This window comes from Halococcus saccharolyticus DSM 5350, assembly GCF_000336915.1.
Lineage (GTDB): Archaea > Halobacteriota > Halobacteria > Halobacteriales > Halococcaceae > Halococcus > Halococcus saccharolyticus.
This window is the reverse complement of sequence record NZ_AOMD01000021.1, coordinates 1-24,515: the sequence shown is the minus strand read 5'-3', so window position 1 is coordinate 24,515 and position 24,515 is coordinate 1. Positions and strand designations below refer to the sequence as shown.

The 24,515-nt window shown below is 64.3% G+C and carries 26 protein-coding genes and 1 tRNA gene; 14 read left to right on the top strand and 13 right to left on the bottom strand.

What is annotated here, in order from left to right; genetic code table 11:
* Nucleotides 1-1,641 carry a restriction endonuclease gene (locus tag C449_RS08405; protein WP_049913981.1) on the top strand — a complete coding sequence of 547 codons (1,641 nt, stop codon included), beginning with the start codon at nucleotides 1-3 and terminating at the stop codon, nucleotides 1,639-1,641.
* On the opposite strand, the gene C449_RS08400 is transcribed toward C449_RS08405, so the two are convergent.
* Nucleotides 1,642-1,715 (bottom strand) — tRNA-Lys (locus tag C449_RS08400). It lies immediately after the preceding gene.
* 121 nt (nucleotides 1,716-1,836) lie between these two features.
* Here C449_RS08400 and C449_RS08395 point away from each other — a divergent pair.
* Nucleotides 1,837-3,276 (top strand): DHH family phosphoesterase, encoded by a 1,440-nt coding sequence (locus C449_RS08395; protein WP_006077563.1) that lies wholly within the window; start codon nucleotides 1,837-1,839, stop codon nucleotides 3,274-3,276.
* On the opposite strand, the gene C449_RS08390 is transcribed toward C449_RS08395, so the two are convergent.
* Complete coding sequence (locus C449_RS08390; RefSeq protein ID WP_006077562.1) at nucleotides 3,273-3,569, bottom strand: PRC-barrel domain-containing protein; 297 nt, start codon at nucleotides 3,567-3,569, stop codon at nucleotides 3,273-3,275. The two genes, C449_RS08395 and C449_RS08390, sit on opposite strands and share 4 nt — an antisense overlap.
* A gap of 137 nt (nucleotides 3,570-3,706) precedes the next feature.
* Entirely contained in the window at nucleotides 3,707-3,874 is a 168-nt protein-coding gene (locus C449_RS18315) for an HEWD family protein (protein ID WP_006077561.1), read from the bottom strand.
* Between the two features lie 264 nt (nucleotides 3,875-4,138).
* Here C449_RS18315 and C449_RS17805 point away from each other — a divergent pair, with 264 nt between their 5' ends.
* Nucleotides 4,139-4,282: a rubrerythrin-like domain-containing protein gene (locus tag C449_RS17805; protein WP_006077560.1), complete on the top strand. Its 144-nt coding sequence runs from the start codon at nucleotides 4,139-4,141 to the stop codon at nucleotides 4,280-4,282.
* Here C449_RS17805 and C449_RS08385 read toward each other — a convergent pair whose 3' ends face one another.
* Nucleotides 4,283-4,738 (bottom strand): hypothetical protein, encoded by a 456-nt coding sequence (locus tag C449_RS08385; RefSeq protein ID WP_006077559.1) that lies wholly within the window; start codon nucleotides 4,736-4,738, stop codon nucleotides 4,283-4,285.
* A gap of 118 nt (nucleotides 4,739-4,856) precedes the next feature.
* Between C449_RS08385 and C449_RS08380 the strand changes: the two genes are divergently transcribed.
* The 7 genes from C449_RS08380 to C449_RS08345 all read left to right on the top strand — a co-directional run bounded on the left by C449_RS08380 (nucleotide 4,857) and on the right by C449_RS08345 (nucleotide 13,708).
* A complete protein-coding gene (locus tag C449_RS08380; RefSeq protein ID WP_006077558.1) occupies nucleotides 4,857-5,297 on the top strand; it encodes an acyl-CoA thioesterase in 441 nt (146 codons plus the stop codon).
* 402 nt (nucleotides 5,298-5,699) lie between these two features.
* On the top strand, nucleotides 5,700-7,217 hold the full coding sequence (locus C449_RS08370; RefSeq protein ID WP_006077557.1) for a TraB/GumN family protein: 1,518 nt from the start codon (nucleotides 5,700-5,702) through the stop codon (nucleotides 7,215-7,217).
* 16 nt (nucleotides 7,218-7,233) lie between these two features.
* Entirely contained in the window at nucleotides 7,234-7,872 is a 639-nt protein-coding gene (locus C449_RS08365) for a hypothetical protein (protein WP_006077556.1), read from the top strand.
* 42 nt (nucleotides 7,873-7,914) lie between these two features.
* A complete protein-coding gene (locus C449_RS08360; protein WP_006077555.1) occupies nucleotides 7,915-10,047 on the top strand; it encodes a hydantoinase/oxoprolinase family protein in 2,133 nt (710 codons plus the stop codon).
* Nucleotides 10,044-11,732, top strand: a complete 1,689-nt coding sequence (locus tag C449_RS08355; protein ID WP_006077554.1) for a hydantoinase B/oxoprolinase family protein — start codon at nucleotides 10,044-10,046, stop codon at nucleotides 11,730-11,732. The genes C449_RS08360 and C449_RS08355 overlap by 4 nt, the downstream gene beginning before the upstream one ends.
* Nucleotides 11,733-11,798: 66 nt before the next feature.
* Nucleotides 11,799-12,803 carry a phosphoribosylformylglycinamidine cyclo-ligase gene (gene purM, locus C449_RS08350; protein ID WP_006077553.1) on the top strand — a complete coding sequence of 335 codons (1,005 nt, stop codon included), beginning with the start codon at nucleotides 11,799-11,801 and terminating at the stop codon, nucleotides 12,801-12,803.
* Nucleotides 12,804-13,033: 230 nt separating this feature from the next.
* The gene (locus tag C449_RS08345) at nucleotides 13,034-13,708 is read left to right on the top strand and encodes an HD domain-containing protein (RefSeq protein WP_241430096.1); all 675 of its coding nucleotides are present in this window, start codon (nucleotides 13,034-13,036) and stop codon (nucleotides 13,706-13,708) included.
* Between the two features lie 203 nt (nucleotides 13,709-13,911).
* On the opposite strand, the gene C449_RS08340 is transcribed toward C449_RS08345, so the two are convergent.
* The gene (locus C449_RS08340) at nucleotides 13,912-15,216 is read right to left on the bottom strand and encodes a DUF7405 family protein (protein WP_006077551.1); all 1,305 of its coding nucleotides are present in this window, start codon (nucleotides 15,214-15,216) and stop codon (nucleotides 13,912-13,914) included.
* Nucleotides 15,217-15,285: 69 nt separating this feature from the next.
* A complete protein-coding gene (locus tag C449_RS08335; protein WP_006077550.1) occupies nucleotides 15,286-16,176 on the bottom strand; it encodes a DUF7282 domain-containing protein in 891 nt (296 codons plus the stop codon).
* Between the two features lie 303 nt (nucleotides 16,177-16,479).
* Here C449_RS08335 and C449_RS08330 point away from each other — a divergent pair, with 303 nt between their 5' ends.
* On the top strand, nucleotides 16,480-17,022 hold the full coding sequence (locus C449_RS08330; protein ID WP_006077549.1) for a CBS domain-containing protein: 543 nt from the start codon (nucleotides 16,480-16,482) through the stop codon (nucleotides 17,020-17,022).
* A 328-nt stretch (nucleotides 17,023-17,350) separates the two neighbouring features.
* Here C449_RS08330 and C449_RS08325 read toward each other — a convergent pair whose 3' ends face one another.
* Entirely contained in the window at nucleotides 17,351-17,716 is a 366-nt protein-coding gene (locus C449_RS08325; protein WP_006077548.1) for a DUF555 domain-containing protein, read from the bottom strand.
* A gap of 295 nt (nucleotides 17,717-18,011) precedes the next feature.
* Here C449_RS08325 and C449_RS18310 point away from each other — a divergent pair, with 295 nt between their 5' ends.
* From C449_RS18310 to C449_RS08315, 3 genes are all read left to right on the top strand, one after another.
* Complete coding sequence (locus C449_RS18310) at nucleotides 18,012-18,185, top strand: hypothetical protein (RefSeq protein WP_006077547.1); 174 nt, start codon at nucleotides 18,012-18,014, stop codon at nucleotides 18,183-18,185.
* An 80-nt stretch (nucleotides 18,186-18,265) separates the two neighbouring features.
* Nucleotides 18,266-18,979, top strand: a complete 714-nt coding sequence (psmB, locus tag C449_RS08320; protein WP_006077546.1) for an archaeal proteasome endopeptidase complex subunit beta — start codon at nucleotides 18,266-18,268, stop codon at nucleotides 18,977-18,979.
* A 386-nt stretch (nucleotides 18,980-19,365) separates the two neighbouring features.
* A complete protein-coding gene (locus C449_RS08315) occupies nucleotides 19,366-19,821 on the top strand; it encodes a DUF5799 family protein (protein ID WP_006077545.1) in 456 nt (151 codons plus the stop codon).
* Here the strand turns inward: C449_RS08315 and C449_RS18305 are convergent.
* From C449_RS18305 to C449_RS08290, 6 genes are all read right to left on the bottom strand, one after another.
* A complete protein-coding gene (locus C449_RS18305) occupies nucleotides 19,818-19,964 on the bottom strand; it encodes a DUF7557 family protein (RefSeq protein ID WP_006077543.1) in 147 nt (48 codons plus the stop codon). The genes C449_RS08315 and C449_RS18305 overlap by 4 nt on opposite strands.
* A 53-nt stretch (nucleotides 19,965-20,017) precedes the next feature.
* Entirely contained in the window at nucleotides 20,018-20,398 is a 381-nt protein-coding gene (gene dhaM / locus C449_RS08310; protein WP_006077542.1) for a dihydroxyacetone kinase phosphoryl donor subunit DhaM, read from the bottom strand.
* Between the two features lie 3 nt (nucleotides 20,399-20,401).
* On the bottom strand, nucleotides 20,402-21,151 hold the full coding sequence (gene dhaL, locus C449_RS08305) for a dihydroxyacetone kinase subunit DhaL (protein ID WP_006077541.1): 750 nt from the start codon (nucleotides 21,149-21,151) through the stop codon (nucleotides 20,402-20,404).
* Between the two features lie 136 nt (nucleotides 21,152-21,287).
* Nucleotides 21,288-22,289: a dihydroxyacetone kinase subunit DhaK gene (gene dhaK, locus C449_RS08300; protein ID WP_006077540.1), complete on the bottom strand. Its 1,002-nt coding sequence runs from the start codon at nucleotides 22,287-22,289 to the stop codon at nucleotides 21,288-21,290.
* 238 nt (nucleotides 22,290-22,527) lie between these two features.
* Complete coding sequence (ptsP, locus tag C449_RS08295; RefSeq protein ID WP_006077539.1) at nucleotides 22,528-24,204, bottom strand: phosphoenolpyruvate--protein phosphotransferase; 1,677 nt, start codon at nucleotides 24,202-24,204, stop codon at nucleotides 22,528-22,530.
* The coding region (locus C449_RS08290; protein WP_006077538.1) for an HPr family phosphocarrier protein at nucleotides 24,201-24,515 on the bottom strand (315 nt) is incomplete at its 5' end. The genes ptsP and C449_RS08290, both read right to left, overlap by 4 nt.

Here is a 24,515-nt window from a genome sequence, read left to right as displayed (position 1 = left end):
ATGACTGAGAACGAAGCTGTCGGAAATTTCTATGAGGCACTTTCATCCATCACCCCTCGTGATTTCGAGGATTTTGTTGCGGAACTGTGGGAACGATTGGGGTGGCAGACGGCGACAACTGTCGCCTCAGGTGATGACGGAATAGACGTTATCGCCACGCGAGATGAACCATATCGCCAAAAGAAGCTAATTCAGGCCAAGCAGCGAAGCGGCCAGCTTTTCCGCCGTCACGTACAGCAGTATTCGTACCTGCACCACAAACAAAATGTAGACGAAGTTCTGCTGGTGACGACGAGCGGATTTTCTGATGGAGCACATGAGTCTGCCAAGGAAGCAAACGTCAAGCTCGTTGGTCCCGATACAATCATCTCTCTGGTCAATGAGGCCGACGCGAACGATATACTGGAGCGGTACGCCACTTCAGACATCAATCTCCGAAGTCAAAAGGCCAATAAATCGAATGAAGGAATAAATGACAAACAACCGATTACTGAGGGAGAACGTATCCGATTCACGGAACTAGCCGAAACCAATGATGTGTATTCGATCCTAACTCAGAGTATCCCATCTGGTCACCCTGTCTCTCCGGCTGCTAAGTTGGCGATTGCGTTTCAACTCTTTCGTGGAGACAATCCATTCCACGTTTTGTTGATTACCGAGGCAGGAGACCGAGCAACCGAAGTGCTTGATGAGGTGCTCAACCTCGCAGAGCCTTCAACGTATGTGAATTACAGTACCGCGACTAGAGGTGGGCTTATCGGCAAATACAACTCCGGCGGACGAACACATCGAGGCGTACTTACTGAATGTCCAAACGGAGTAGTCGCCCTTGACAGAATAGCTCAGTTGAGCGGAAAAGATTCTCTCATTGAGCCACTTGAACAGCAGAGAGTAACTGCAACTGAAGCGGACCATCATAATGAATATGAGGCCAATTTCTCTTGTTTGGCAACGTCCACAGTAAAATACGGAAAAGTCGACGAATACGAATCACTTGATGAACAAATCCCACTTCAGCCTGCGGTTTTTGAGGTGTTCGACGCCAAAGCCTGGTTGAACACGGATCGAGGTGAAATTACACTTCCCCGCAACTTTACTGGGCTGGAATCATCCAAAATCGAAACTCTGTCAATCAGCGACTTGACTGCCTATATCGCCTATTCTATTCGGAAGTTTCCGAAGCCACAAATGACTGACGAGGCCCAAATGAAAGCCGAAGAGATCATCGAAAGATGGAATGAAGCAGACGTCATAGATGTGAGCATTTCGACTAGCCGTTCGTTGCATGCTTCTGCGCAGGCAAGTGCTCGGATGCGTCTCTCAGACACAGTCACTGTGGAAGATGTCGAAGTTGCTAGCCAGACGCTCTCTCCACTCGAAATAAGTTGTGAAACCGTACCATTTGACACCGATACTGTCGGAACAGGGGTTGTAGATGATAATCGAGATGAAATAAAAGGAATGAAGAGAATAATCACCGAGATTCAAGATGAAACCAGCAATGGAGCACCGATAGAGAACGTGCTCGACAGCGCAGCAAACGCGGGTATTGAACGTGAAATGGCTAAAAATCTAATAGAGAAGTTCCGAACTCGTGGTGAGGTGTACGAACCCGAAAAAGACCACATTCGGACAACATAGCGGGCCGGGAGGGATTTGAACCCCCGACTGTCTGATTAAGAGTCAGATGCTCTGCCTAACTGAGCTACCGGCCCTGACGATTCGGAATTACCCGGCCCCAGTCAAATACGTTTCCTTTGAAGTCGTGCCCGCCACGCACGAGACGGGCCGGAACGAACTGCAGGAATAAAGTAGCCCCACGACTGACCGGAGGTAATGAGCACGGGCATCACGATGGCCTCGATGTCCACGTACGCGATCCTCGGCTGTGGCAGCGTCGGCTACGCCGTCGCCGAGGAACTCGCCGACGAGGGCAAGGACGTTCTCATCATCGACGCCGACGACGGCCGAGTCGAGGCGCTGCGTGACCAGGACCTGAACGCGAAGACCGCGGACATCGCGGACGAGGAGGTTCCCGAGGCGGTCGCGGACCGCGACGTGGTGTTGATCCTCTCGACCGACATCGAGGCGAACCAAGCCGCGGTCGAACGCATCCGCGACCGCGGCGACGACCAGTTCGTCGTCGCGCGGGCCTCCGATCCGGTCACCGCCGACGAACTCCGGGAGGCGGGCGCGGACGCCGTCATCAACCCCTCCCAGGTGATCGCCGACGCCGCGCTCCGGGCGCTCGAAACCGGCGAACTCGAACACAAGGCGGGCCAGCTCGCGGACGTCATCGACGCGACCGAGTCGAAACTCGCGATCCTCGCCCACGACAACCCGGGCCCGGACTCGATCGCGAGCGCGGTCGCGTTCCGGGCGATCGCCGAGGCCCGCGGGATCGAGGCTGACATCCTCTACGACGGCGAGATCGGCCACCAGGAGGATCGAGCGTTCGTCAACCTGATCGGCGTCGAACTGCTCGCGCGCGACGAGGTCGATTTCGATGGGTACGACACGCTCGCGCTGGTCGATCACGCCCGCTCGATGGAACGCGAGATCGAGCGCCCGGTCGACATCCTGATCGATCACAACGAACCCGACACCGACTACGAGGCGGCGTTTACGGACGTGCGCTCGAACGTCTCCTCGACCTCGACGATCCTGACCAAGTACGTCCAGGAGTTCGACCTCGGGCTCGACGACACCGTCGCGACCGCGCTGCTCTACGGCATCCGTGCCGAGACGCTGGACTTCAAGCGCGATACGACTCCAGCGGATCTGACGGCGGCCTCGTATCTCTACCCGTTCGCCGACCACGACACCCTAGAGCAGGTCGAGTCGCCATCGATGAGCCCCGAGACGCTCGACGTGCTCGCCGAGGCCATCCGCAATCGGGAGGTGCGGGGCTCGCATCTCGTCTCGAACGCGGGGTTCATCCACGACCGTGACGCGCTCAGCCAGGCCGCCCAACATCTCCTGAATCTGGAGGGTGTCACCACGACCGCGGTGTTCGCGATCGACGACGAGCGCATCACCCTCTCGGCGCGCTCGAAGGACATCCGGCTCAACATCCGGAACATCCTCGAAGACGCCTTCGAGGACATCGGCGAGGCCGTGGGCCACTCGACCGACGCGACCGTCGCCATCCCGCTCGGGATCTTCACCGGGATCGAGACCAGCGACGACAACCGCGAGACGCTGCTTCAGCTCACCGAGGAAGCAGTCCGGAGAAAGCTGTTCGCGGCGATGGGCGTCGACGAGAACGGGAGCTAGGCGGTCGCTTCCGTCTCGCTTTCAGTCTCGGGTTCGCGGAGGCGCTCGATGACGTCGTTGACGAGCACGATGTCACCGACCGAGCGCACCCACCGGAACGGGACGATGACGCCGCCGGCGTTGCGCGCGCGTCCGCCGAGCACTTCCCGATTGAGTCCCCCGACCGCGATCCCCGTGACGACCTCGTGATCGAGGTCGATACGGACGTCTTCGACCTCACCGACGAACACACCGTTGTTCGAATACACCTCGCGGCCGACAAGCGAGCCGATCTCCGCTGGCGTCGCATCCATACCCGGCCATACGCCGACGGGGACTTAACTGTTGGCGGACTGGACGTGGCAGCGAGACACCGCTGTCGTCTCAGGAACATCCACAAGGTGTCGAAAGTTGGCAAGAATCACGTCAGAGCGGAGCACAACCACCAGTGCTATCGAAACGGACTGTACTCTCCGTTGATATCCCATTCGTGAACGCAGTAGACGCGACCGACCGCATCGTCGTCGATCGTCCACGTCGACGCGTCCTCATCCCAGGCTTCCTGTCGGCCACACCGTACACACTCGCGTTCGCGTGGCGGTACGAGATCAGCACTCATGTGCTTCCGTACGACACGATAGCTCTTAACCACTCGGTCGGATCATCCGCCGACGCTGGTCACGACTCCCATCAGGAGTGCGGAGATGCTCAAAGTCGTATCCAACCCGACGAGCATTGAACGAATGACAGTTATTTTCCGTCGTCTGTCGAGAGATGAACGTCGTTGTCGGTGTTCTATGATGTGTATACATGTTTAGTGAATTTGCACATCATTGGCGTGTTATAGCATAGCACTTTAATTGATCGGTGTCGTCGGAGATGCATGGTCAGAACCGACCCGTATCGCCCGGAGGAATCGTACCACGAGTGCATGGACTGTCACAACCGGGTGGCTGGTAACGAGGAGAGCGGACCGTGTCCGGAGTGCGGTGGTCCGCTCCAAAACCTCGCAGTCTCGCGTGAGTAATCAGAAATCCGGAAGGTCGTCGGGTGCGTCGTAGTCGGCCTCCCAGTCGATGTACTCGCTCTTCAGCACGTCACAGACGGTCTGACCGAGTTCGGTCAGCCCGGCGTTGATCGACGACACCCGCTGCCACGAGTCGAGATCAGGGTGGAGGTCGCGTTCCTTCCAGTCTTCGGGCAGACCGGGCGCGTGATACCCCACCCGATCGGCGAAGTCATCCCAGAAGAAGTCGAATCGGGCGAGGAGATCGAGGTCGCGGACGATGGCGAACTCGGTCTCGGTCACGTCTGTCTCGGCCCGCCACGCCGTGAACGCCTCCTCCCACGCGCCCTCGGCGAGAAACCCGGCGAGTTCCTCGCGGCGGTACTCGTCGCCACCCACGTCGGCATCGTCGTACGCGTCGGCGTCGACGCCGGTGGCGAGCTCGGGCGGTGGTGGCGTCTCGACGTCGAGGCTCATACCGGAGCGTAGCGAGCGTTGCGGATAAGCGTTCTTCGCCACGGTCGGCGAACGGCGACCAAACACGGACGCCGGCGGAATCCAGCAGGCTCATTCCGATCGTGGCCGAACGGCCGTCATGATCGACGTGGAAGAGACGTACATCGAGAACCGGGTCATGGTCCAACCGAACCACGCGAACAACCTCCAGACCGCCCACGGTGGTCACGTCCTGAAGTGGATGGACGAGGTTGGCGCGATGAGCGCGATGCGGTTCGCCGGCAACTCGTGTGTCACCGCTCGGATCAATCAAGTCGATTTCGAGCGACCGATCCAGGTCGGCGATACGTCGCTCATCAAGTCGTACGTCTACCGTGCCGGGCGAACGAGCGTGCGAGTCAGGCTACAGGTCTACCGGGAAAACCTCCGGAACGGAAAGCAGCAGAAAGCAACGGAATCGTACTTCGTGTACGTCGCCATCGACGACGACCGCGAGCCGACGACCGTCCCCGAACTCGGTGTCAGCTCCGACAGGGGCGAACGCCTACGGGATGAAGCCCTCGCCGGCGAGGGCCAGTAAGCGACGACCACGCGAATCCCTGCCCCTCGCCGTTGTGTTCGTCCACGTATCGTCTTACTCGCTGCCGTACTGTGTCGAAAACTTCTTCACAGTATACGAAATATGAACGTACCCGATTGGCGTAGTCATCGCCAGTCGGAACGCGGGAGGTGACGACGGCGTGGCATCGTCTGTCCGTATCCCTCCCGCGCTTTCACGAAACGAGATCCCGCAGCGACAGCCGTAGGCTTCCGCTTGTCGCGTGCCATCGTCAGTGATCCCGATTCCACGACATCCCGGATCGTGCTGCTGACTCGGTGACGGCCGAGCGCCTGCACGACGAACCCGTTCGCCGGCAACGGCAAACCGACGGCGAACATCGATCCCGACAGGGGTAAGAAACCGGGGTCCATGGATTCGCCAATGAGCGATTCAGCGACGACCGGGGACGCTGATTCCGGTTCCGGCTCCGCCGCTGGAGCCGGACCGGGCAGCGTCCGGGTCGTCGGCACTGCCCACGTCTCGGCCGACAGCGTCGACGAGGTCGAGCGCACCATCGCCGACGAGCGGCCGGACATCGTGGCGGTCGAGATCGACGAGGGACGCTACCGCCAGATGAAAGGCGAAGAGCCCGACGATCTCGACGCCGGCGACCTCCTCCGCGGGAACACCGTCTTTCAGTTCCTCGCGTACTGGCTGCTTTCGTACGTGCAGACCAGGCTCGGCGACGAGTTCGACATCACGCCCGGGGCGGACATGCTCGCGGCGATCGAGACCGCCGAAGACCTCGGCCTCGGGATAGCGCTCGTCGATCGCGATATCCAGGTGACGGTCCAACGGTTCTGGACCCGGATGACCGGGATCGAGAAACTCCGGATGTTGTCGAGCCTCCCGCTGGCGTTTGCCCCGCCATCAGCGGTCGCGCTCGGACTCGGCCTCTCGGTGGGAGCGATCGTCGGCTTTCCGCTGGAGGCGCTGTTCGGCCCACTCGTCATCCCATCTGGTCTCGCACTGCCCGGATTCGTCGCCTCGGCGGTCGATTTCCTCTTGGTCGGGAGCGCCCTGGGTCTCGGCGTCGCACTGCTCTTTCTCGGCCTGTTCGTGCTGACTGCCCCCGAGGAGGGCGAACAGGAGGAGCTGGCGATGGAGGACCTGACCGACGCGGACGTCGTCGGCGCGATGTTGGAGGAGTTCCGAGCCTTTTCGCCGGGCGGTGCGGAGGCGCTGATCGACGAGCGCGACGCGTTCATCGCCCACCGGCTCGTGGAACTCCGCAAGGCGGGCCACCGCGTGGTCGCGGTGGTCGGTGCAGGCCACCAAAGCGGGATCGAGCGCTACCTCGACGATCCGGAGCTCCTGCCACCGCAGGAGGAACTCGTCGGTCGGGAATCAAGCGTCCGGTTCTCTCCCTACAAGATCGTCGGCTACCTGTTCACGCTCGGCTTTCTCGCCTTCTTCGTCCTGCTCGCGATGGCTGGCGCGCGCAACGAGTTCCTCCTCCGGCTGTTCGGCGCGTGGTTCCTCATCAACGGCGTCTTTGCGGCCGCACTCGCCCGCGTCGCAGGCGCACACTGGACCAGTGCCGGTGTCGGGGGGTTGGTGGCGTGGCTCACCAGCGTGAACCCGCTGCTCGCACCCGGCTGGTTCGCGGGCTACGTCGAGCTCCGCTATCTGGACGTAAACATCGGCGACATCAGCACGCTGAACGAGATCCTCGGTGACGAGGAGGCCCCGATCCCCGAACTCCTCGATCGGCTCCAGGAGGTCGCTCTCTTCCGATTGATCGCGGTGGTCGCGCTGACCAACGTCGGGAGCATCGTCGCGAGTTTCCTCTTCCTCTCGGTCGTGCTCCCCTACTTCTCCGCCAGCGTCGACATCACCCAACTGATGCTCGAGGGGGCGCGAAACAGCGCCGATCTCATCTGGGAGACAGTGACGTGAGCCGGAGGGATTCTGCGTGAGGTTCGCCCGACGAGAGCTGATCGACCTCGCGATCGCGTGGATCGCGCTCGGGTTCGCGTTCGCGCTCTTTCTCGATCCGCAGGCTGGGCGGATCGTCAGAGCCGGGCTCGCAACCGGACGCCCGCGGTCGCTCGTCTCACCGGTGATCGTCGACGCGTTCGCGCTCAGCATGCTCACGGCGGGGATCGGATTTCTGCTCCACGAACTCGCCCACAAGATCGTCGCCCAGCGCTTCGGCCAGATCGCCCACTTCCGCGCCGACTACGGGATGTTGTTCATCGCGATCGCGAGTGCGTTCGCAGGCTTTCTGTTTGCCGCCCCCGGCGCGGTCTATCACCGCGGCCGGATCACCGAACGACAGAACGGTCTGATCGCGCTCGCCGGCCCGGTGACGAACCTCGTGCTCGCGGCCGGGTTCGCGCCGCTCGCGCTCTTTTCGGGAGACTTTCTCGGCGACATCGGCGCGTTCGGCGTCGGGATCAATCTTCTCCTGGCAGGGTTCAACATGCTCCCGTTCGGTCCGCTCGACGGCCGAAAGGTGCTCTCGTGGAGCGTCGTCGTCTTCGTGATCGCGTTCGTCGTGAGCGCCGGCTCGGCGGTGTTCGTCCTCTTCCGGTTCGGTCTCGGTTTCTAAGAGAGGCCAAAACCCATACCCACTGCCGTCGTTCGGTCGGTCATGACGGCCGATCGGGCCACCGACACCGATGCCGACGATGGAACACGTTCGGCTATCGAGGCCCACGAAGCACGTCTCGCTTCCGAGACCCGCGGAGCCCGTCTCGCTGTCGACGTCGGCGGTACCTTCACCGACGTGGTGGTGCTGACCGACGACGGACTCACGACCGCGAAGGTTCCGAGCACCGCGGACCAGAGCGTCGGGGTGGTCGATGGGATCGGGAAAGCCTGTGACGAGGCCGGCATCGATCCCGACGACATCGATTCGTTCGTCCACGGTACGACGGTCTCGGTCAACGCACTTCTCGAAGGGACCGGCGCGAAGACCGCACTCGTCACGACCGAGGGGTTCCGCGACGTCCTCGAAATCGGTCGCCAGGACCGCCCCGCGCTCTACGATCTCGACGCCGAGAAGCCCGCACCGCTCGTCCCCCGTCGGCGGCGGTACGGGATCGACGAGCGCGCGACCGTCGACGGGATCGAAACGTCGGTGGACGAGGCCGACATCCGCGATCTCGCCGACCGACTCGACGATGACGATATCGAGAGCGTTGCGGTCTGTCTGCTCCACGCCTACGCCCACCCGGAGAACGAGGAGCGGGTCGCGAGCGTGCTCCGCGGGGAGTGCGACGTCCACGTCTCGGCCTCTCACGAGGTGCTCGCCGAATTCCGCGAGTACGAGCGCACCGCGACCACCGTCGCCGACGCATACGTCACGCCGACGATCGACGCCTACATCGGCCGACTCGAATCCCGCGCTGCTGATCTCAGCGTACCGGCACCCAAAGTGATGCAGTCGAACGGCGGGATCGCCGACGCCGCCACGGTGCGCGAGCACGCGGTCACCACCGTGCTCTCGGGACCGGCAGCCGGCGTCGTCGGAGCCGACGCGACCGCGGGCACACACCTCGACGAACACACGAGCGACCTTCGCGGGCTGATCACGTTCGATATGGGCGGCACGTCATCGGACGTGAGTCTCGTCCGCGACGGCGAGATCGAGCGCACGACCGACGCCACGATCGGGAACCGGCCGATCGGCACGCCGATGGTCGATCTCACCACCGTGGGCGCGGGCGGCGGTTCGGTCGCGTGGGTCGACGCAGGCGGCGCGCTCAGAGTCGGCCCCGAGAGTGCGGGTGCCGATCCCGGGCCGGTGTGTTACGGCCGCGGCGGAACCGATCCGACGGTGACGGACGCCGCGGTCGTGCTCGGTTACATCGGCGAGGGCTCCGCGCTCGGCGGCGAACTCGAACTCGACGTGGCGGCAGCTCGCGAGACGCTCGCCACACTCGCCGAGGAGGCGGATCTCGGTAGCGAGGCGCGTTCTACCGGCCTCGACGGGGCAGTGGCTGCTGCCCGCGGCGTCTATCGAGTGGCGAACGCGGCGATGACGCGGGCGATCCGTTCTGTAACTGTCGAGCGCGGCCACGATCCCCGGCAGTTCGGGCTCGCGGCATTCGGCGGCGCGGGGCCGATGCACGCAGCCGCGCTCGCCGACGCACTCGGGATCGAGACCATTGTCATCCCGCGCGCCTGTGGGGTGCTCTCGGCCTACGGGCTGTTGGCGGCCGACGAGAAACACGACGCAGTCCGGACCCACCGGACACCGCTCGATGCACTCGACGCCGCTGCGGTCGAAGAGATCTACGACGACCTCGTCGACGAGGTGTGCGCCGACATCGCCGATCCATCGGCCGCCCGGATCGAGCGGGTGGCTGACTGTCGGTACGTCGGTCAGAGCTTCGAGCTCACTGTTCCGGTCGACGATCCCCTCGATCCGGATGCCCTCCAAGCCCGATTCCACGCCGCCCACGAGACCGCCTTCGGCTACCGGATGGACGACACAGTCGAACTCGTCACGCTACGGACGGCCGCCACTGTCGAGCGCGAGCCGCAGACCGTGGCGTACGCCGGCGAGGGCAATCCACGAACGGGCGATCGAACGGCCGTTTTCGGCGACGAACGCTACGACACGCCGGTCTACGCGCGCGATGGGCTCGCGACCGGTCGCGAGATCGACGGGCCAGCGATCCTCGAAGCCGACGAGAGCACCGCGGTCGTGCTGCCGTCGTGGAGTGGCGTGATTGCCGACGACGGAGCGCTCGTCTGCACCAAGGAGGACGGATCGTGAGCACGGATAGCACCGACGATGTGAACGATCTCGATGCGGTGACGCTCGAAATCGTGCGGAACCAGCTCGAAGGCATCGCCGACGAGATGGGCGACGTCCTCATCCGGGGCGCGTACTCGCCGAACATCAAGGAACGCCAGGACTGCTCGACCGCGCTGTTCGACGCGGACGGACGGCTCGTCGCTCAGGCTGAACATATACCTGTGCATCTCGGTGCGATGCCAGAGGCGGTCGACGCCGTCCTCAAACACGATCCCGAACCGGGCGACGTGTTCGTGCTCAACGACCCCTTCGAAGGTGGGACCCATCTCCCGGACGTGACGATGGTCTCGCCGATTGCACACGACGAGGTCAACGAAGGGGACGGAGCGGATGGAGAGCGCGGATCGGCCGCAGGTGAGATCGTGGGCTACGCGGTTTCACGCGCCCATCACGCCGATGTCGGCGGAATGGTCCCGGGAAGCATGCCAGCCGGCGCGCGCGAAATCCACCAGGAGGGGCTCCGGCTCCCCCCGACGCGCCTCGTCGCGGATGGTGAGATCGACGCTGCCGTGATGGCGCTCGTGCTCGCGAACGTCCGGAACCCCCGCGAACGCCGGGCAGACCTCCGCGCTCAGATCGCAGCCAACCGCCGGGGCGGAGAGCGCCTCCGCTCGCTGCTCGCCGACTACGGCCACGATCGGCTGCTCGCGGCATTCGACGCCGTGATCGACTACTCCCACGACCGGATGGTAACCGAACTCGAAGGATTGCCGGACGGCACCTACGCGGCGAACGATATCCTCGAAGGCGACGGTGTAACCGACGAGGACGTGCCGATCGAGGTCGAGGTGACGATCGACGGCGGGGAGTTGAACGTCGATTTCGCCGGTACGGCAGACCAAGTCACTGGCAACCTGAACGCACCGCTCGCGGTGGCGAAAAGCGCGGTTTACTTCGTCCTGCGCTGTGTCACCGACCCGGAAATCCCGCCAAACCAGGGGTGTTACGATCCAATCTCAATTACTGCGCCCGAGCGATCGGTGCTAAACCCCGAGCCACCGGCCGCCGTCGTCGGGGGCAACGTCGAAACCAGCCAGCGCGTAACCGACGTGATCTTCGCCGCGCTCGCCGACGCCGCACCCGAGACCGTGCCGGCCGCCGGCCAGGGAACAATGAACAACCTCGTCGTCGGCAGTCGATCCGGGGCGGACGGAGACGACCCCGACGACGGGTTCACCTACTACGAGACCATCGGGGGCGGCGCAGGCGGACGGCCCAACGGGGATGGGATGGACGGCGTCCAAGTCGGGATGACGAACACGCTGAACACGCCGATCGAGGCGCTCGAAGCCGCCTACCCGCTCTGCGTCGAGCGCTACGCGCTCCGGCCGGGGAGCGGGGGAGCGGGGCGCTATCGCGGCGGGTTGGGGATCGAACGTGTCGTCACGCTCGGCGTCGACGCGACCGTCTCGCTGCTCACCGAGCGCCGTCGGGTCGCGCCTCGGGGGATCGACGGCGGCGAGGACGGCGCGACTGGCGAGAACCTGATCGACGGCGAGACGGTGCCGGCGAAAACCACTCAGGACGTCGCGGCAGGAACTGAGGTGATCGTGCGGACGCCTGGCGGCGGCGGTCACGGCGACCCCGCCGAGCGCGATCCGGAACGCGACGAGCGTGACCGTCGGGACGGAAAAACGTCGTGACTCGGACAGAGGTCGAGAGAGCCCGCCACCGGTGCGCTTTTGTCCGCGCTCCGCGCCGCTTCCGCCATGACCGACGAGTCCGACGAGCCGCCTGCGAGTACCGACGAGGAGGAACTCACCTACGCCGAAACGGGCGTCGACATCGCGGCGAGCGAGGCCGCGACCGCAGCGCTCGTCGGGGCAGTGGGAGACGACGACGCCGAGGGTGATTACGCCGGTCTCGTCGATCTCGGCGACCAGTATCTCGCGCTGGCGACCGACGGCGTCGGCACCAAACTCCTCGTCGCCGAGGCAATGGGAGACTACTCCACAGTCGGGATCGACTGCATCGCGATGAACGCGAACGACCTCGTGGCCGCCGGAGTCGAGCCGGTAGCGTTCGTCGATTATCTCGCGGTCGACGAGCCAGACGACGCGACCGCGGCCGCGATCGGCGAGGGGCTCGCGGCTGGGGCCGAGCGCGCGAGCGTGGCGCTCGTCGGCGGTGAGACCGCCGTAATGCCCGAGGTAGTTCGCGGTCTCGACATCGCGGGGACGTGCGCTGGCCTCGCGGAAGAGTCCGACCTCTTCGATGGTGCACAGGCCGGCGACGCGCTCGTTGGGTTCCCGTCCTCGGGGATTCACTCGAACGGGCTGACGCTCGCGCGCGAGGCCGCCACCCGCGCGGGCGAGTACGACGATCCGTTCCCACCCGATCCCGACCGGACGGTGGGCGAGGTGTTGCTGGAGCCGACGCGAATCTACGCCGACCTGCTTGACCCGCTCCACGACCACGCGGCCCACGCTGCCGCCCACATTACCGGTGGCGGCTGGACGAACCTCTCGCGAATGGGGTCGTTCCGGTACGAGATCACCGACCCACTACCCGTCCCGGATGTCTTCGAGTTCGTGGCGGAGGCCGGCAACGTCGGCAACGAGGAGCTGTACCGGACGTTCAACATGGGGATGGGGTTCGTCGCGGCGCTCGATCCGGACGACGCCGACCGCCTCGCCGACGCGACCGACGGGCACGTGGTCGGCCACGTCGAGGATGGCTCCGGTGTCGCTGTTCGCGATCTCGAACTCGACTGAGTGGAGTTTCAACCGTCAGATCATGAGTCGATCGCACTGTGCACTAGGGTAAGAAATTCTCCCTGACATAAATCTCGTGCAAGATGGAGAGCGTGTATCTCGCACCTGGCCACTGTCTCTATCTCTTGCCTCTTATTCATTGATCTGACTCTTGCCAACAACTGCTTGGCTCCGACCGAGAACAGTGTTGGAAAAGTACTCTCAGAACGCAGAATTTACTTTCACTGTACATGGCAGGCTTTGATGAGAAACCATTGAGGCATGGAGATATGGAGACGATTGCAACCGTCCGCGACTGTGCTCAGAATTATTTTGAGGGGGCTTCTCCATCCCATGATTGGTATCATGTTCAGCGGGTCGAAGGACTCGCTGAAACACTATTGACCGAACGGAGCGATGCTAACGAGCAGGTTCTTCGGTTAGCAACGTTGCTACACGACATCGGACGCATGCGCGAAGATCAGGGACAGATTGATGATCACGCTATCTGGGGTGCTAAGGAGGCAGATACCATCCTTTCCGATGTTGGTTTGGAGCAAACGAAAATCGAGCAGGTGAATCACTGCATCCGAGTACACCGCTACTCAAACGATATCGAGCCGAAGACGGTAGAGGCAAAATTGCTGTGTGACGCTGATAATCTTGACGCGCTTGAAGCAGTTGGAATCGCCCGCTGCTTTTCTTTTGGTGGAGAGCATGGTCAAGCGCTCTACGATCCAGAGTTACCGATTGAATCGGACAAGACTGTAGCTGGCCAAACACAACTGAACCATTTTCATAAGAAGATTCTCTCACTTCCAGACCGAATGTATACGGAGCCTGGTCACCGTATCGCTGAAAGTCGCATGTCCGTTGTCAAAGAATTCATTGAGCGGTTCAAACTGGAAGCCGCAGGCGAGGTGTAAATACGCGAAGCCGCGTGGTTCTGCGTCCAGTTGTCGCCGATCTTACTTCCGCCATTGAGCGTATTCAATATGCAAGATACGCATCCTATATCTCGTACGGTGTCAAAAACAATCTCAATTCGACATTTTGGTTACGAGATGCATCCATAGCTTGATCCGAAGCTCTGTCGAGCGGCGCGGCACGCCCGAGGCCGGCGGATGAATCACTCGCCAGTCGGCGTCGGCAGCGCGCGGAGCGCCATTGGCGGCACGAGGAAGTTCCCGCGGTGTTCGACGAAGATGTACTCCAGGATGCCGTTGTTGACCCGCTGACGGACTGCTGGCGTCGCTGCCGTGAGGTCCACACCGTTCATCGCTTTCCGCACTTCCTCGAACGCCCCGATCCCCCGCTGGAGCGTCGGGAAGTGGAGGCTCGCGATGTCGTCGTCGGTCGACTCGAAGTGCCGGCGCAGCAGGCGGACGTTCCCGTCGGGATCACGGTTCGCACGCGCGTTCTTCTGGGCGTGACCGACACGGCCGAACTCGCGGGCGGCCTCGTCGATGTTGTCGATCATCGCAGGGGTGAGCCCGTTGTCGGCTCCCAAACTACTCCCGACACCCTCGACGAGACCCTCTTCGGCGTGGGTGGGGGAGAACATCTCCATCACGCGCTCGTCGAAGTCCTGTTCGCCGTACCAGTCGTCGAGGCGCTGGCGAATGTTCGCGACGTGCTTGGTGGTGCCGCCCGCGAAGGGGCCCTCGTTCAGGGTGACGTAGTCCTCGCTCGCCTGGTTCTTCCGGAAACCCGCCTGAAATCCCATGAACAGCGGCGATTTTTCGGGTACTGGTCCCGAATCGGGAATCCCTTCGAGTTCTCCCTGGCGCTCGGCGGGCATCCCCGCACCGACGAATCCGGTCCGGCGTGCATCGACCGAGAAGACATCGGTGAGGCGAGCATCGACGGTCACGCCGTTCGCGGTCTCGCGGTCGCCGGTGAGCGCCTCGTCGGCTTCGAGCACGACGTCCGCTCGGTCGCTCGCAAGGTGGAGCAGGGCGTCCTGGGTGTCGAGATCGGGCTGTTCGAACGCCGAGAGCCGGCGCGGCGGCGGGAGGTCGAGGTCGTCAGGAAGTGACGCGTCGAACCGATCGAAGTACGCCGGCGAGTACGCCATCGAGTGGAGGAGTCCCTCGTGGCTCCGTTCGTAGGCCTCGTCCAGCGTCGAAAGCGCCGCCGAGACGGTGTTGCGGGCGTCCGTTCCCGGGGGACCATCCACACCGAGGTTCAGATAGAGCAGGATCTGGTGGCGCGGAAGGAGTGCGTTGCCGTGATCGTCGAGTCGGATGCGGTCGCGCCACGCATGTTGACGCGTCGGGAGCTGTTCGAGGCTGGCGACGCCGCTCGGGACGGGTTCTTCGGGCTCGTTCCGGAAGCGGTCGAGACACGCCGTGAGCGCGCTCGCCCCGCCGAGCGCGACGGCAGCCTTGCCGAACTCGCGTCGCGATAGACCACGATCGGGGCTGGACGGCATCGCCCGAACTACGGACCACAGCCAAAAGCCGGTTCTGGTACGGGCGTCGAACGTCCCCAGTCCGTCGACTCACCGCCGTCGTCTGCGGGCCAGCGCGAGCGCCACAGTTCCGGCGATCACGAGCACACTTGCCGCGAGGCCGAATCCCGGTCCTTCAGTCGTCGACGCCTCGCTCGTCCCAGTCGTAGAGCGGGCGCTCGTCGCTGTGGCCGTCGTCGCGTCAGTTTCGGTGGTGTTGGCGGCCTTTCGGACGGTGAAGTCGCTCGCCACGGGCCCACTATCGATCATCACGGGTGATCCGCGTTCCGCAACGGTAGCCCATAGCCCGAAGCGTGAGTCCTGATCACGGTAGTACGACCGATCGAGAGTGACGCTGACGTTCTCGTGGACGCCAGCGGCGAGCGCGGTGCGCCCGACGACCGCGCCCGGCTCGCCGTCTCGATCGGCGCGCACGACGACCGCGCCGTCACGACCGAGCGCGACCCGTTCGATCGTTACTGAACTGTTCGTTGGCTGGCTACCGAATCCGGACGCGACGACACTCGCCGGACCGGCTGCGCGCTTGCCGACGGCGAACGACTGTTTCGCGCTGCCGCCGAAGGCCGGTGCCGGTTCGTCGTCGGCTGGGTCGAACTCACCGTCGCCGTCGTCGAGGTGGAGCACCGCCCACACAGTCCGCGGACCGTTCCACGCCTGCCACGCCTCGTCGCTGACGTTGACCGTGAGCCCGGTCTCGTAGCCGTACTCGATCGGGGTGTGGCCGATCGGCGCGCCGGGCTCGCCACCGTCGTCGGCGTGGAGCACGAGGAAGCCGCCGGTCGCGGTGAACAGCGACTCGATCACGACCGTGCCGTTGTCGGCGTACTGTGCGTCCGCCGAGAGGTGCTGGCCGTGCGCGCTCGCCGGTGTCGCCCCGATCACGAGAACGCAACAGGCCGCGACGGCGAGCGCTCGACGCATTGGCTTCCCTTCGTCGGTGGAGATCAAAGGCGCGTCGCTGCCGGCCGTCGGCCGGCGGGTGCGGTGGCGGTGAGTTGCGGTAGCGGTGCGGTCGCAGGGCGGACCTCGGCGTCTCGACGATCAAAGCGAGTCGAGGCTCAGGAGAGCAAGCTCTCCTGGTGGATCGAGGGCTCGGACGGTGTCGTGCGGTGGCGGTTGCGGTCGCGTGGAGTGTCAGGTGTTGGGCTGCGAACGAATCGAGCGTACCCGACGAAGAAAGTGGAGACCCGGAAGGCTTTTCATTACCCGTAGTTATCGCCGGACATGGAGCTGCCGACGCCCGACGACCTCCGCGAACGCCGTCACGAGGTCGATCTCACCCAGAGTGCGCTCGCCGAGCGGGCAGGGGTCTCCCAGCCGCTGATCGCGCGGATCGAGAGCGGGGATGTCGATCCGCGGCTCTCGACGCTCCGGCGGATCGTGACCGCGCTCGACGCCGCCGAGGGCGGGATTCGCCGTGCGCGCGACCTGATGGGCGAGTCGGTCGTTCACGTCGCCCCCGACGACAGCGTTCGAGAGGCCATCGAACGGATGGGTGAGGCGGGCTACTCCCAGCTTCCGGTGGTCCACGACGAGTACCCAGTTGGGATCATTTCGAACAGTGACATCCGCCGCGCCGGAACCGACGACGCCGCCGAGCTCCCGGTGGCCGACGTGATGCGCGAGTCGATTACCACTGTGGCCCCCGACGCGACGCTCGACGCGGTCGATACCCATCTCGATCACCACGACGCCGTGATCGTGGTCGAGAGCGGGCGAATGGCTGGGATCATCACCGAGGCCGACGTGGCCGCCCACCTCTCCTGATCCCACCTATTTACTTCAGGGGTTCGCGCTCCCTGCGGTCGCGCTCAACTCCTCACAAAGATGTCTTCGTGAGTAGCGCGGGATCTCCGGTCCCGCGGACTGTTCGCGCGGCTTTGCCGCGCGAAGACGAAGCGAGCGAAGGCTCGGCAGACGCGAACGTCTTCCGGTAGATCGAAAACCCCGCTCACTCGCCTCCGGCTCGTTCGCGGTGCAGTTGCTACGCTCTCCGCTACCGCCACCGCACAGCACCGCAGAACCGCTCAGGCGCTCGCCCTCGATCCGTCAGGTTCCCGTCGCTCCGCACTACCGCCGCACCGCATTCAATGGCCTACGCTTCCGCGTCTTCTTCTGGATCGTGTTCGATGGTCTCGACGATGTCGAGGGGCACGTCCCGCAGCGCGCCGCCGACCTCGCTCTTCGCGATCCGCTGGGCGTGCTCGCGGCCGTCAGCGTTGAAGATCTCGATTTCGAGGACGAGCCCCACGATCGCGGTACCGGCCGCGACGAACGCCGAGTCGAACGGCTCGCCGCAGGCTGGACAACCAGTCGCGCCGACATCGACCTCAACGTAGGACTTATCGCGCTCGTTGAGTCGCTTGCCGGCCTCGCTGACCGCGACCCCGATCGCGTCGTCGACGTCGTCGACGTCCCGGACCAACCATGCCGCCTCCATCGCCACGAGATAATCGCTCATATCTCCCATCTGCTCCGGGGCGTGACGTGCCTTGCGGTTCCGTCGCCGGTCGTGACGATCCGGTGCGACGTGATTCGTTCCGACGCGCACGTGAACGCGATGCTGTCCATAAGTTATCGCGACGACAACGGTGATCAACACCAGCGATTCGGATCGGACGTCACCGAGGTCAGGTGTACTTGTGGTGCGATCAAAAATAGTTGAATCGCACGACTGCGGCAGTGTACTTTCGATACGAGCGGTTCAGCGACTCGAAATAGTTATATAGGTCTCTGTCGGTCCCTCGGGTGACGACATGATCGAACGGCTGCGCCGCACGACCCTGTTCGCCGCGTATCAGAGCGCCCTCGTGCTCGGTATCGTCACGTTCCCGCTCGCACTACTCACCGAACGACTGGGCATGACGCTCCCGATCGGACGACTCGTCGACCGACTCGGCGAGGCCCACGAAGGCGCGACCGACGAGTAACACCACTCGCTCCTGCGGCCCGAATCGGCAATCCGAGTGTGAAAGACTGGCTTTATCAGCGTCCGGGACGAACGAGACGTATGCCTCAGCTTCCCGACGGCCAGAACCTCTCTCAGCCTAGTCTGCAGACGTCGGAGGACGTCTACGGGCCGGAGCTCGGCACGCTCCCCGAGCCCGAGATGGACAAATCGGAGATGACCAAGACGGGCACGACCACCGTTGGCCTCACGACCAGCGAGGGCGTCGTGCTCGCCACCGACCGCCGCGCGAGCTTCGGCAACATGGTGTCGAGCAAGCAGGCGAAGAAAATCGCCGAGATCCACCCTCGCGGGGCGCTCACCATCTCCGGCGCGGTGAGTCCGGCCCAAGCGCTCATCAGCAACCTCCGGGCGGAGGTCGACCTCTACGAGGCCCGCCGTAGCGAGGAGATGAGTATGCAGGCGCTCTCGACGCTGACCTCGAACTTCCTCCGCAGTGGTGCCTTCTTCATCGTGCACCCGATCCTCGGCGGTGTCGACGACGAGGGGAGTCATATCTACAGTATCGATCCCTCGGGCAGCGTCATGGAAGAGGATTACAACGCGACCGGCTCGGGCTCGCCGTTCGCCTACGGTGTCCTCGAACAGCAGTACGAGGAGGGCCTGAGCAACGACGAGGCCGAAACGGTCGCCGCACACGCTGTCAAGAGTGCGGTCGAGCGCGACACCGCCAGCGGTAACGGCATCATCGTCTCCACGATCACCGACGAGGGTGTCACGACCGAAGAGTACGAGAGTATCGACCAGGTACTCTAAGGCCCACTTTTTATTTTGCTACGAGACGGCGAAGCCGTCTCGGCATGACGAAAGGCGCGAAGCGCCTTTCGAACCACGTCGGGTGTCCTCGCGCTCGCTTCGCTCGCGCTGCGGGCACCGCTCTCTGCTCGCGGGCCCTCGGCCCGCTCGCACGGTACGAGGGACGCTTCGCGTCCCTCGCTACTCGTAAAAACCTGTCTTGCTGAGCGTAACGAAGCAAGGCTCGGAAGACGAGCGAAGCGAATCTTCCGGTGGACTAAAAAACCCGCTCGCTCACTCCGTTCGCTCGCCCTTCATCCGCCAGGCCCGCACCGCAACCACACCACTACCGCAACCGTACCCGCCGTGCACGGAAGCCTGATACGCACCCCCGTCCAACCCCGGTCATGAGCGACCGCGAGTGGAGCGACAGGATCGCCGGCGATCGGATGGCTGTCGATCAGGAGTTCGCCTCGACAGTCGAGAACTCCCAGTTCTCCCGCCAGCAGTGGGGACTCATCATGACCGCCGTCGAGTTCGAAGTCGAACAGTCAACAGGGGGCGAAGATCGTCTCGTCGCGAACACCGATAATCTCCCGCACATCATGCCCGAACTCGACAACGTGGGTGGCGGGATGGGCGGAATGGGTGCGATGGGCGACGAGGGATCGGGCGGAAGCGACGACGGTGGGGTCTTCGGCTCGATCAAGAGCGCGCTCGGGATGGGTGGCGGCGACGGTGGCACCGACCAAGAGCGGATCGACGACGCCGAGCGACTGACCCAACGCTACGCCGACGAACTCCAGCAACGCCTCGAAGAGCGAGGAAAGTGGGACGACATCCGCGCGAGCGCGAAGAGCTAGGGACTACCGCCACGAAACAGCGTGCGCTCTTCTGTCTCGTAGATATTGATGAGTTCGGTCACGATCTCGTCGTAGGACTCTTCGTCGACGCGGAGGCGATCGAGCCGGTCGACGGTGTCCTCGTCGAGATGGACGTCTGGCATCGCGGACCAACCCACACGCGCGAGGCGCTTAAACACCGGTGGTCGTCGCCCTCTCAGTGTTCGCGTGCCGCCTCGACGGCCGCAACGACCGACTCCACCGTGGCCTGCGGACTCGTCGCTTCGACGGCGGCGTTGAGCACCCCCTCCAGTATCGGGCCGTCGGCGATGACGATCTCCTCGTCGATCGTGGCGGTCTCGATCGCCATCTCGGCGTTCATCACCGCGCTGCCGAGGTCACAGCACACCACGACCCCGTCGCCGTCGGCCGCGCGCTCGATGGCCGACGCGATCTTCTCGACGGTGGTTCCGATGCCCCCCTCGGGATCGCCGCCGGCGGGTTCGATGCGCGCGCGCTCGCCACCCATCTCGGCGGCGATCTCGACGATGCCCTCTGCGGCCTTCGTGCTGTGTGAAACCACCACGAGTCCGGTCATCGATTACCCGCCCTCCGCGTCCGTTCCCTCGCCATCCACTCTATCACCGTCGGTGTCGGGAGTTTCGTCGGGCGTCGTCGGCGCGACCGCGTCGCGTTCCACACCGCCGTCGAGGTGGTCTTCGGCCGTCGCGAGCAGCGTTTCGAGGATGAACAGCGTGCTCGTCGCGCCCGGATCGCGATGCCCGACGGAGCGCCAGCCGAGATACGACGCGCGGCCCTTCTTCGCTCGAATCGGGGTCGTGAATCGCGCCCCGCGCTCGGCGGCGTCGACCGCCTTCGCCAGCGCTTCGAGGGGATCGAGGTCGTCCTGTTCTATCGATTTCTTGAACGTGTGGACCGCCGGTGTGAGCGCGTCGACCATCGTCTTCGCTCCCACCTGCGCGTCGCCTCTATCCTGTACTTTTTCGAGGTAGGCCTCCGCGAACGCGACGGCCGTCTCGGCGGTGATCCCTTCCTCCAACTCCCCGCTCGCGGACATGATCGACCCGCCGTACAGCGGTCCCGACGCCCCGCCAACCGTCGAGACGAGCGTCACCCCGACGGTCTTGGTTATTTCGGCGACCGACGCATCGTCCACCCCCTCGACCTCCTCTACGACGGCCGCGAACCCGCGGTCCATGTTCGCCCCGTGGTCGGCGTCGCCGATGGCCGAATCCAGTTCGGTGAGGTGTGATTTCTCCGTGGCCAACCGCGCAGCGACGTTCTCGATGGCGTCAAGCAGCGCCTCGCGCTGTGCGTCCTCGTCTGCCATACCGCCTACTGTCGGGAGAGCGTCAAAGCGTTTGTGCCGGGCGCTTGGTGGAGACCGCTCCAGCCCATATCCGGTCCTGATCCGGTTCCGGGCACGATTCCGCTCGACGCCCGTCGTCCGGACGGTCCGAGCGCGTTCACTCGGCCACCGTCAGCGCCGGCGTGTCGACCGAGGACGTGAGCAACTCCTTCAGCTCCTCGTCGAGTTCCATGACGGTGACCGAACAGCCACACATGTCGAGCGAGGTCATGTAGTCGCCGACCCACGCCTCGTGTGTCTCGATCTCCCGCTCGCCGAGCACCTCCTGCACCCGGCGGTTGACGATGTAGAGTTCCGAGAGGGGCGTCCCGCCCATCCCGTTGACGATGGTCGCCACCTCCGCGCCCGCGTCGAGGTCGAGGTCCGCAAGCACTGCTTCGGTGAGGTGATCGGCGACTTCGTCGGCCGTCATCACGTCCGTGCGCTCCGTCCCTGGCTCGCCGTGGATGCCGATGCCGAGTTCGATCTCGTCGTCACCCAGCTCGAACGTGGGTTCGCCCTTCTCCGGAGTGACACACGAGGTGAGCGCCATCCCCATCGTCCCGACGCGGTCGATGGCTTTCTCGGCGACCGTCGCTACCGCCGAGAGCGGCGCTCCCTGTGCGGCCTTCGCGCCCGCGATCTTGTGGACGAAGATCGTCCCACAGACCCCACGCCGACCCGAGGTGTACAGCGAATCCTCGACGGCGACGTCGTCGTTCACCACGACCTGTACGACCTCGACGCCCTCCATGTCGGCCATCTCCGCGGCGGTGTCGAAGTTCATCACGTCGCCCTCGTAGTTTTTGACGACACAGAGGACGCCTTCGCCGCCGTCACAGGCCCCGATCATCTCTCCCAGTTGGTCGGCAGTGGGCGAAGTGAACATCTCGCCCGCAGCCGCGCCGTCGAGCATTCCCGGGCCGAGGTAGCCCGCGTGGGTCGGCTCGTGGCCGCTCCCGCCGCCGCTGACGATCCCCACTTTCCCCTCGACCGGCGCGGCGTTCCGAACGAGCACCTCGGCCCCGTCGAGTCGTCGTACTTGCTGGGGGTGGGCCGCGACCATCCCGTCGAGCATCTCGTCGACGACGGCCGACGGTTCGTTGATCAGTTTCTTCATGCCACTTCTTCTCACGGACCGGCGGATCAAAGTTCTTGCGAGCATTCGTGGCTCTTCCACCGCCGTTTCGAGAAAACACAGCCGTTTCCGTCTTTTCTGTGGCAACCTCGTCGGTTTTCCACCCTCGAAAGCGGGTGAGCACGGTAAGCACACCCCCGATACGGTAACTCCCAAATTGTCCGTTCGGGCCGTCGGCCACTCGTCCGCAGCCGGCGCGTTGGTCTCGAAATGAGGAGAGTCAGTCGTCGAGAACCCGAAGCACGTCGTCTTTCGTCTCGGCCACGAGCGCGCGTTCGGCCCGCTCACGCGCCCGTTCGCGATCGATTTCCGCTACTGCTGCCTTCACGTCCGGGATCGTCACGGCGCTCATGCTGAGTTCGTCGAGTCCCAGTCCGACGAGCAGTTCGGTGAGGGCGGGATCGCCAGCCATCTCACCGCACATCCCGACCCACGCGCCCGCCTCGTGGCCCGCCTCGACCGTCCGGCGGATCGCGCGCAGTACGGATGGCTGGCGCGCGTCGTGCAGGGTCGCGACGCGCTCGTTCTCCCGCGAGGCGGCCATCGTGTACTGCGCGAGGTCGTTCGTCCCAATGGAGAGAAAGTCGACGCGTGCGGCGAGTTCCGCGGCCACGAGCACGCTCGCCGGCGTTTCGATCATCACGCCCAGCTCCGGCATCGCGTGTTCGACTTCCTCGTTCGCGAGGTCGTCGGTGACCTGCTCGACCGTGTCGAGCGCCGTGTCGAGCTCCTCAACTGTGGCGACGAGCGGAAACATCACCGAGAGGGGTTCCGCCCCAGCGCCAGCTCGCAGCAGCGCCCGGAGCTGGGTCTCGAACAGCTCTCCATCGAGGCCGAGCGAGCGCCGGATGCCGCGCTCGCCCAGAAACGGGTTCGTCTCCTCGGGCTGATCGAGGTAGGGAATCGGTTTGTCGCCCCCGACATCGAGTGTACGCACGACAACCCGCCCGTCGAACGCCGTGCACGCTTCGAGATACGCCTCGTACTGTTCATCCTCGTCGGGCGGCGCGTCGCGATCGAGGAAGAGAAACTCGGTGCGGAAGAGCCCGACGCCGTCCGCACCCGCCGCGCGCGCGCCGTCGAGTTCCGCGGGCCGTCCGAGATTCGCGGCCACCTCGATGTGCGTCCCATCGGTCGTCGAGACCGGTTCGTGCCGGATCGTGACCTCGCGCGCGTCGGCGAGGCGCTCGCTCGACTCGTCGTCAGGTTCGACGAGGATCGTGCCCGCCTCGCCATCGACGCCGACCCCCGTTCCTGCCTCGACGTCGGCGAGCGCGTCGCCGACGCCCACCACCGCCGGTAGGCCGATAGCGCGCGCGAAGATCGCCGCATGCGAGGTCCGCCCACCGAGTGCTGTGGCGAAGCCCGCTATCCTCTCGGGGTCGAGTTGGACGGTGTCGCTCGGCGTCAGCCGCTCGGCGAGCAGCACTGTTCCCTCGGGGAGACTGGCGAGGTCGACACGTTCGCCGTCGGTCAGGGTGTGGAGCAGACGGTCACGGACGTCCCGGAGATCGTCGGCGCGCTCGGCCGTCCGTCCCGCCATGCTCTCGAACTGCTCGATGCCGTCGACAAACGCCCGCTTGACGGCGTGTTCGGCCGGCAGTCCCTCCTCGACGCCGCTCTCGATGTTCTCGGTGATCTGAGGATCGTCGAGGAACTGGACGTGCGCCTCGAAGACCGCGGCCTCCTCCGCGCCGACCGCCCGTTCGACGCGCTCGCGTTCGCGTTCGAGTTCGGTCCGCGCCTCGTTCCGGGCGTTCTCGAAGCGGTCCCACTCTGCTTCGGGATCGATGTCGTGGGGGTCCGGAGGCTCCGGGAGGTCCGCACGGTCGTCGTACCACGTTGCTGTGCCTATGCCGGACTGCGGCGTGACCCCGACGCCGTCGAGCGTCCTCATCCCTTCTCCGTCCCGTTCCCGTCTTCCACCACTTCGTCCGTTCCCCCGTCACCGTCTTCGCGTTCTCCACTGCTTTCCTCCGGCGTCGAGAGCACGGCTTCGAGCGCGTCGAGCGCGGCCGCCGCGTCTGCACCCTCGACGAAGAGTCTGACGTCCTCGCCGCTCTCGACTCCGAGTCCCGTCACTGCAAGCATGCTCCGGGCGTTCACCGGTTCGCCCTCGATGGGCGCGATTTCGATGTCCGCGTCGAACTCGTTTGCAGTCCGGACGAACGTGGACGCGGGGCGGGCGTGCAGCCCGGCCTCGGGGAC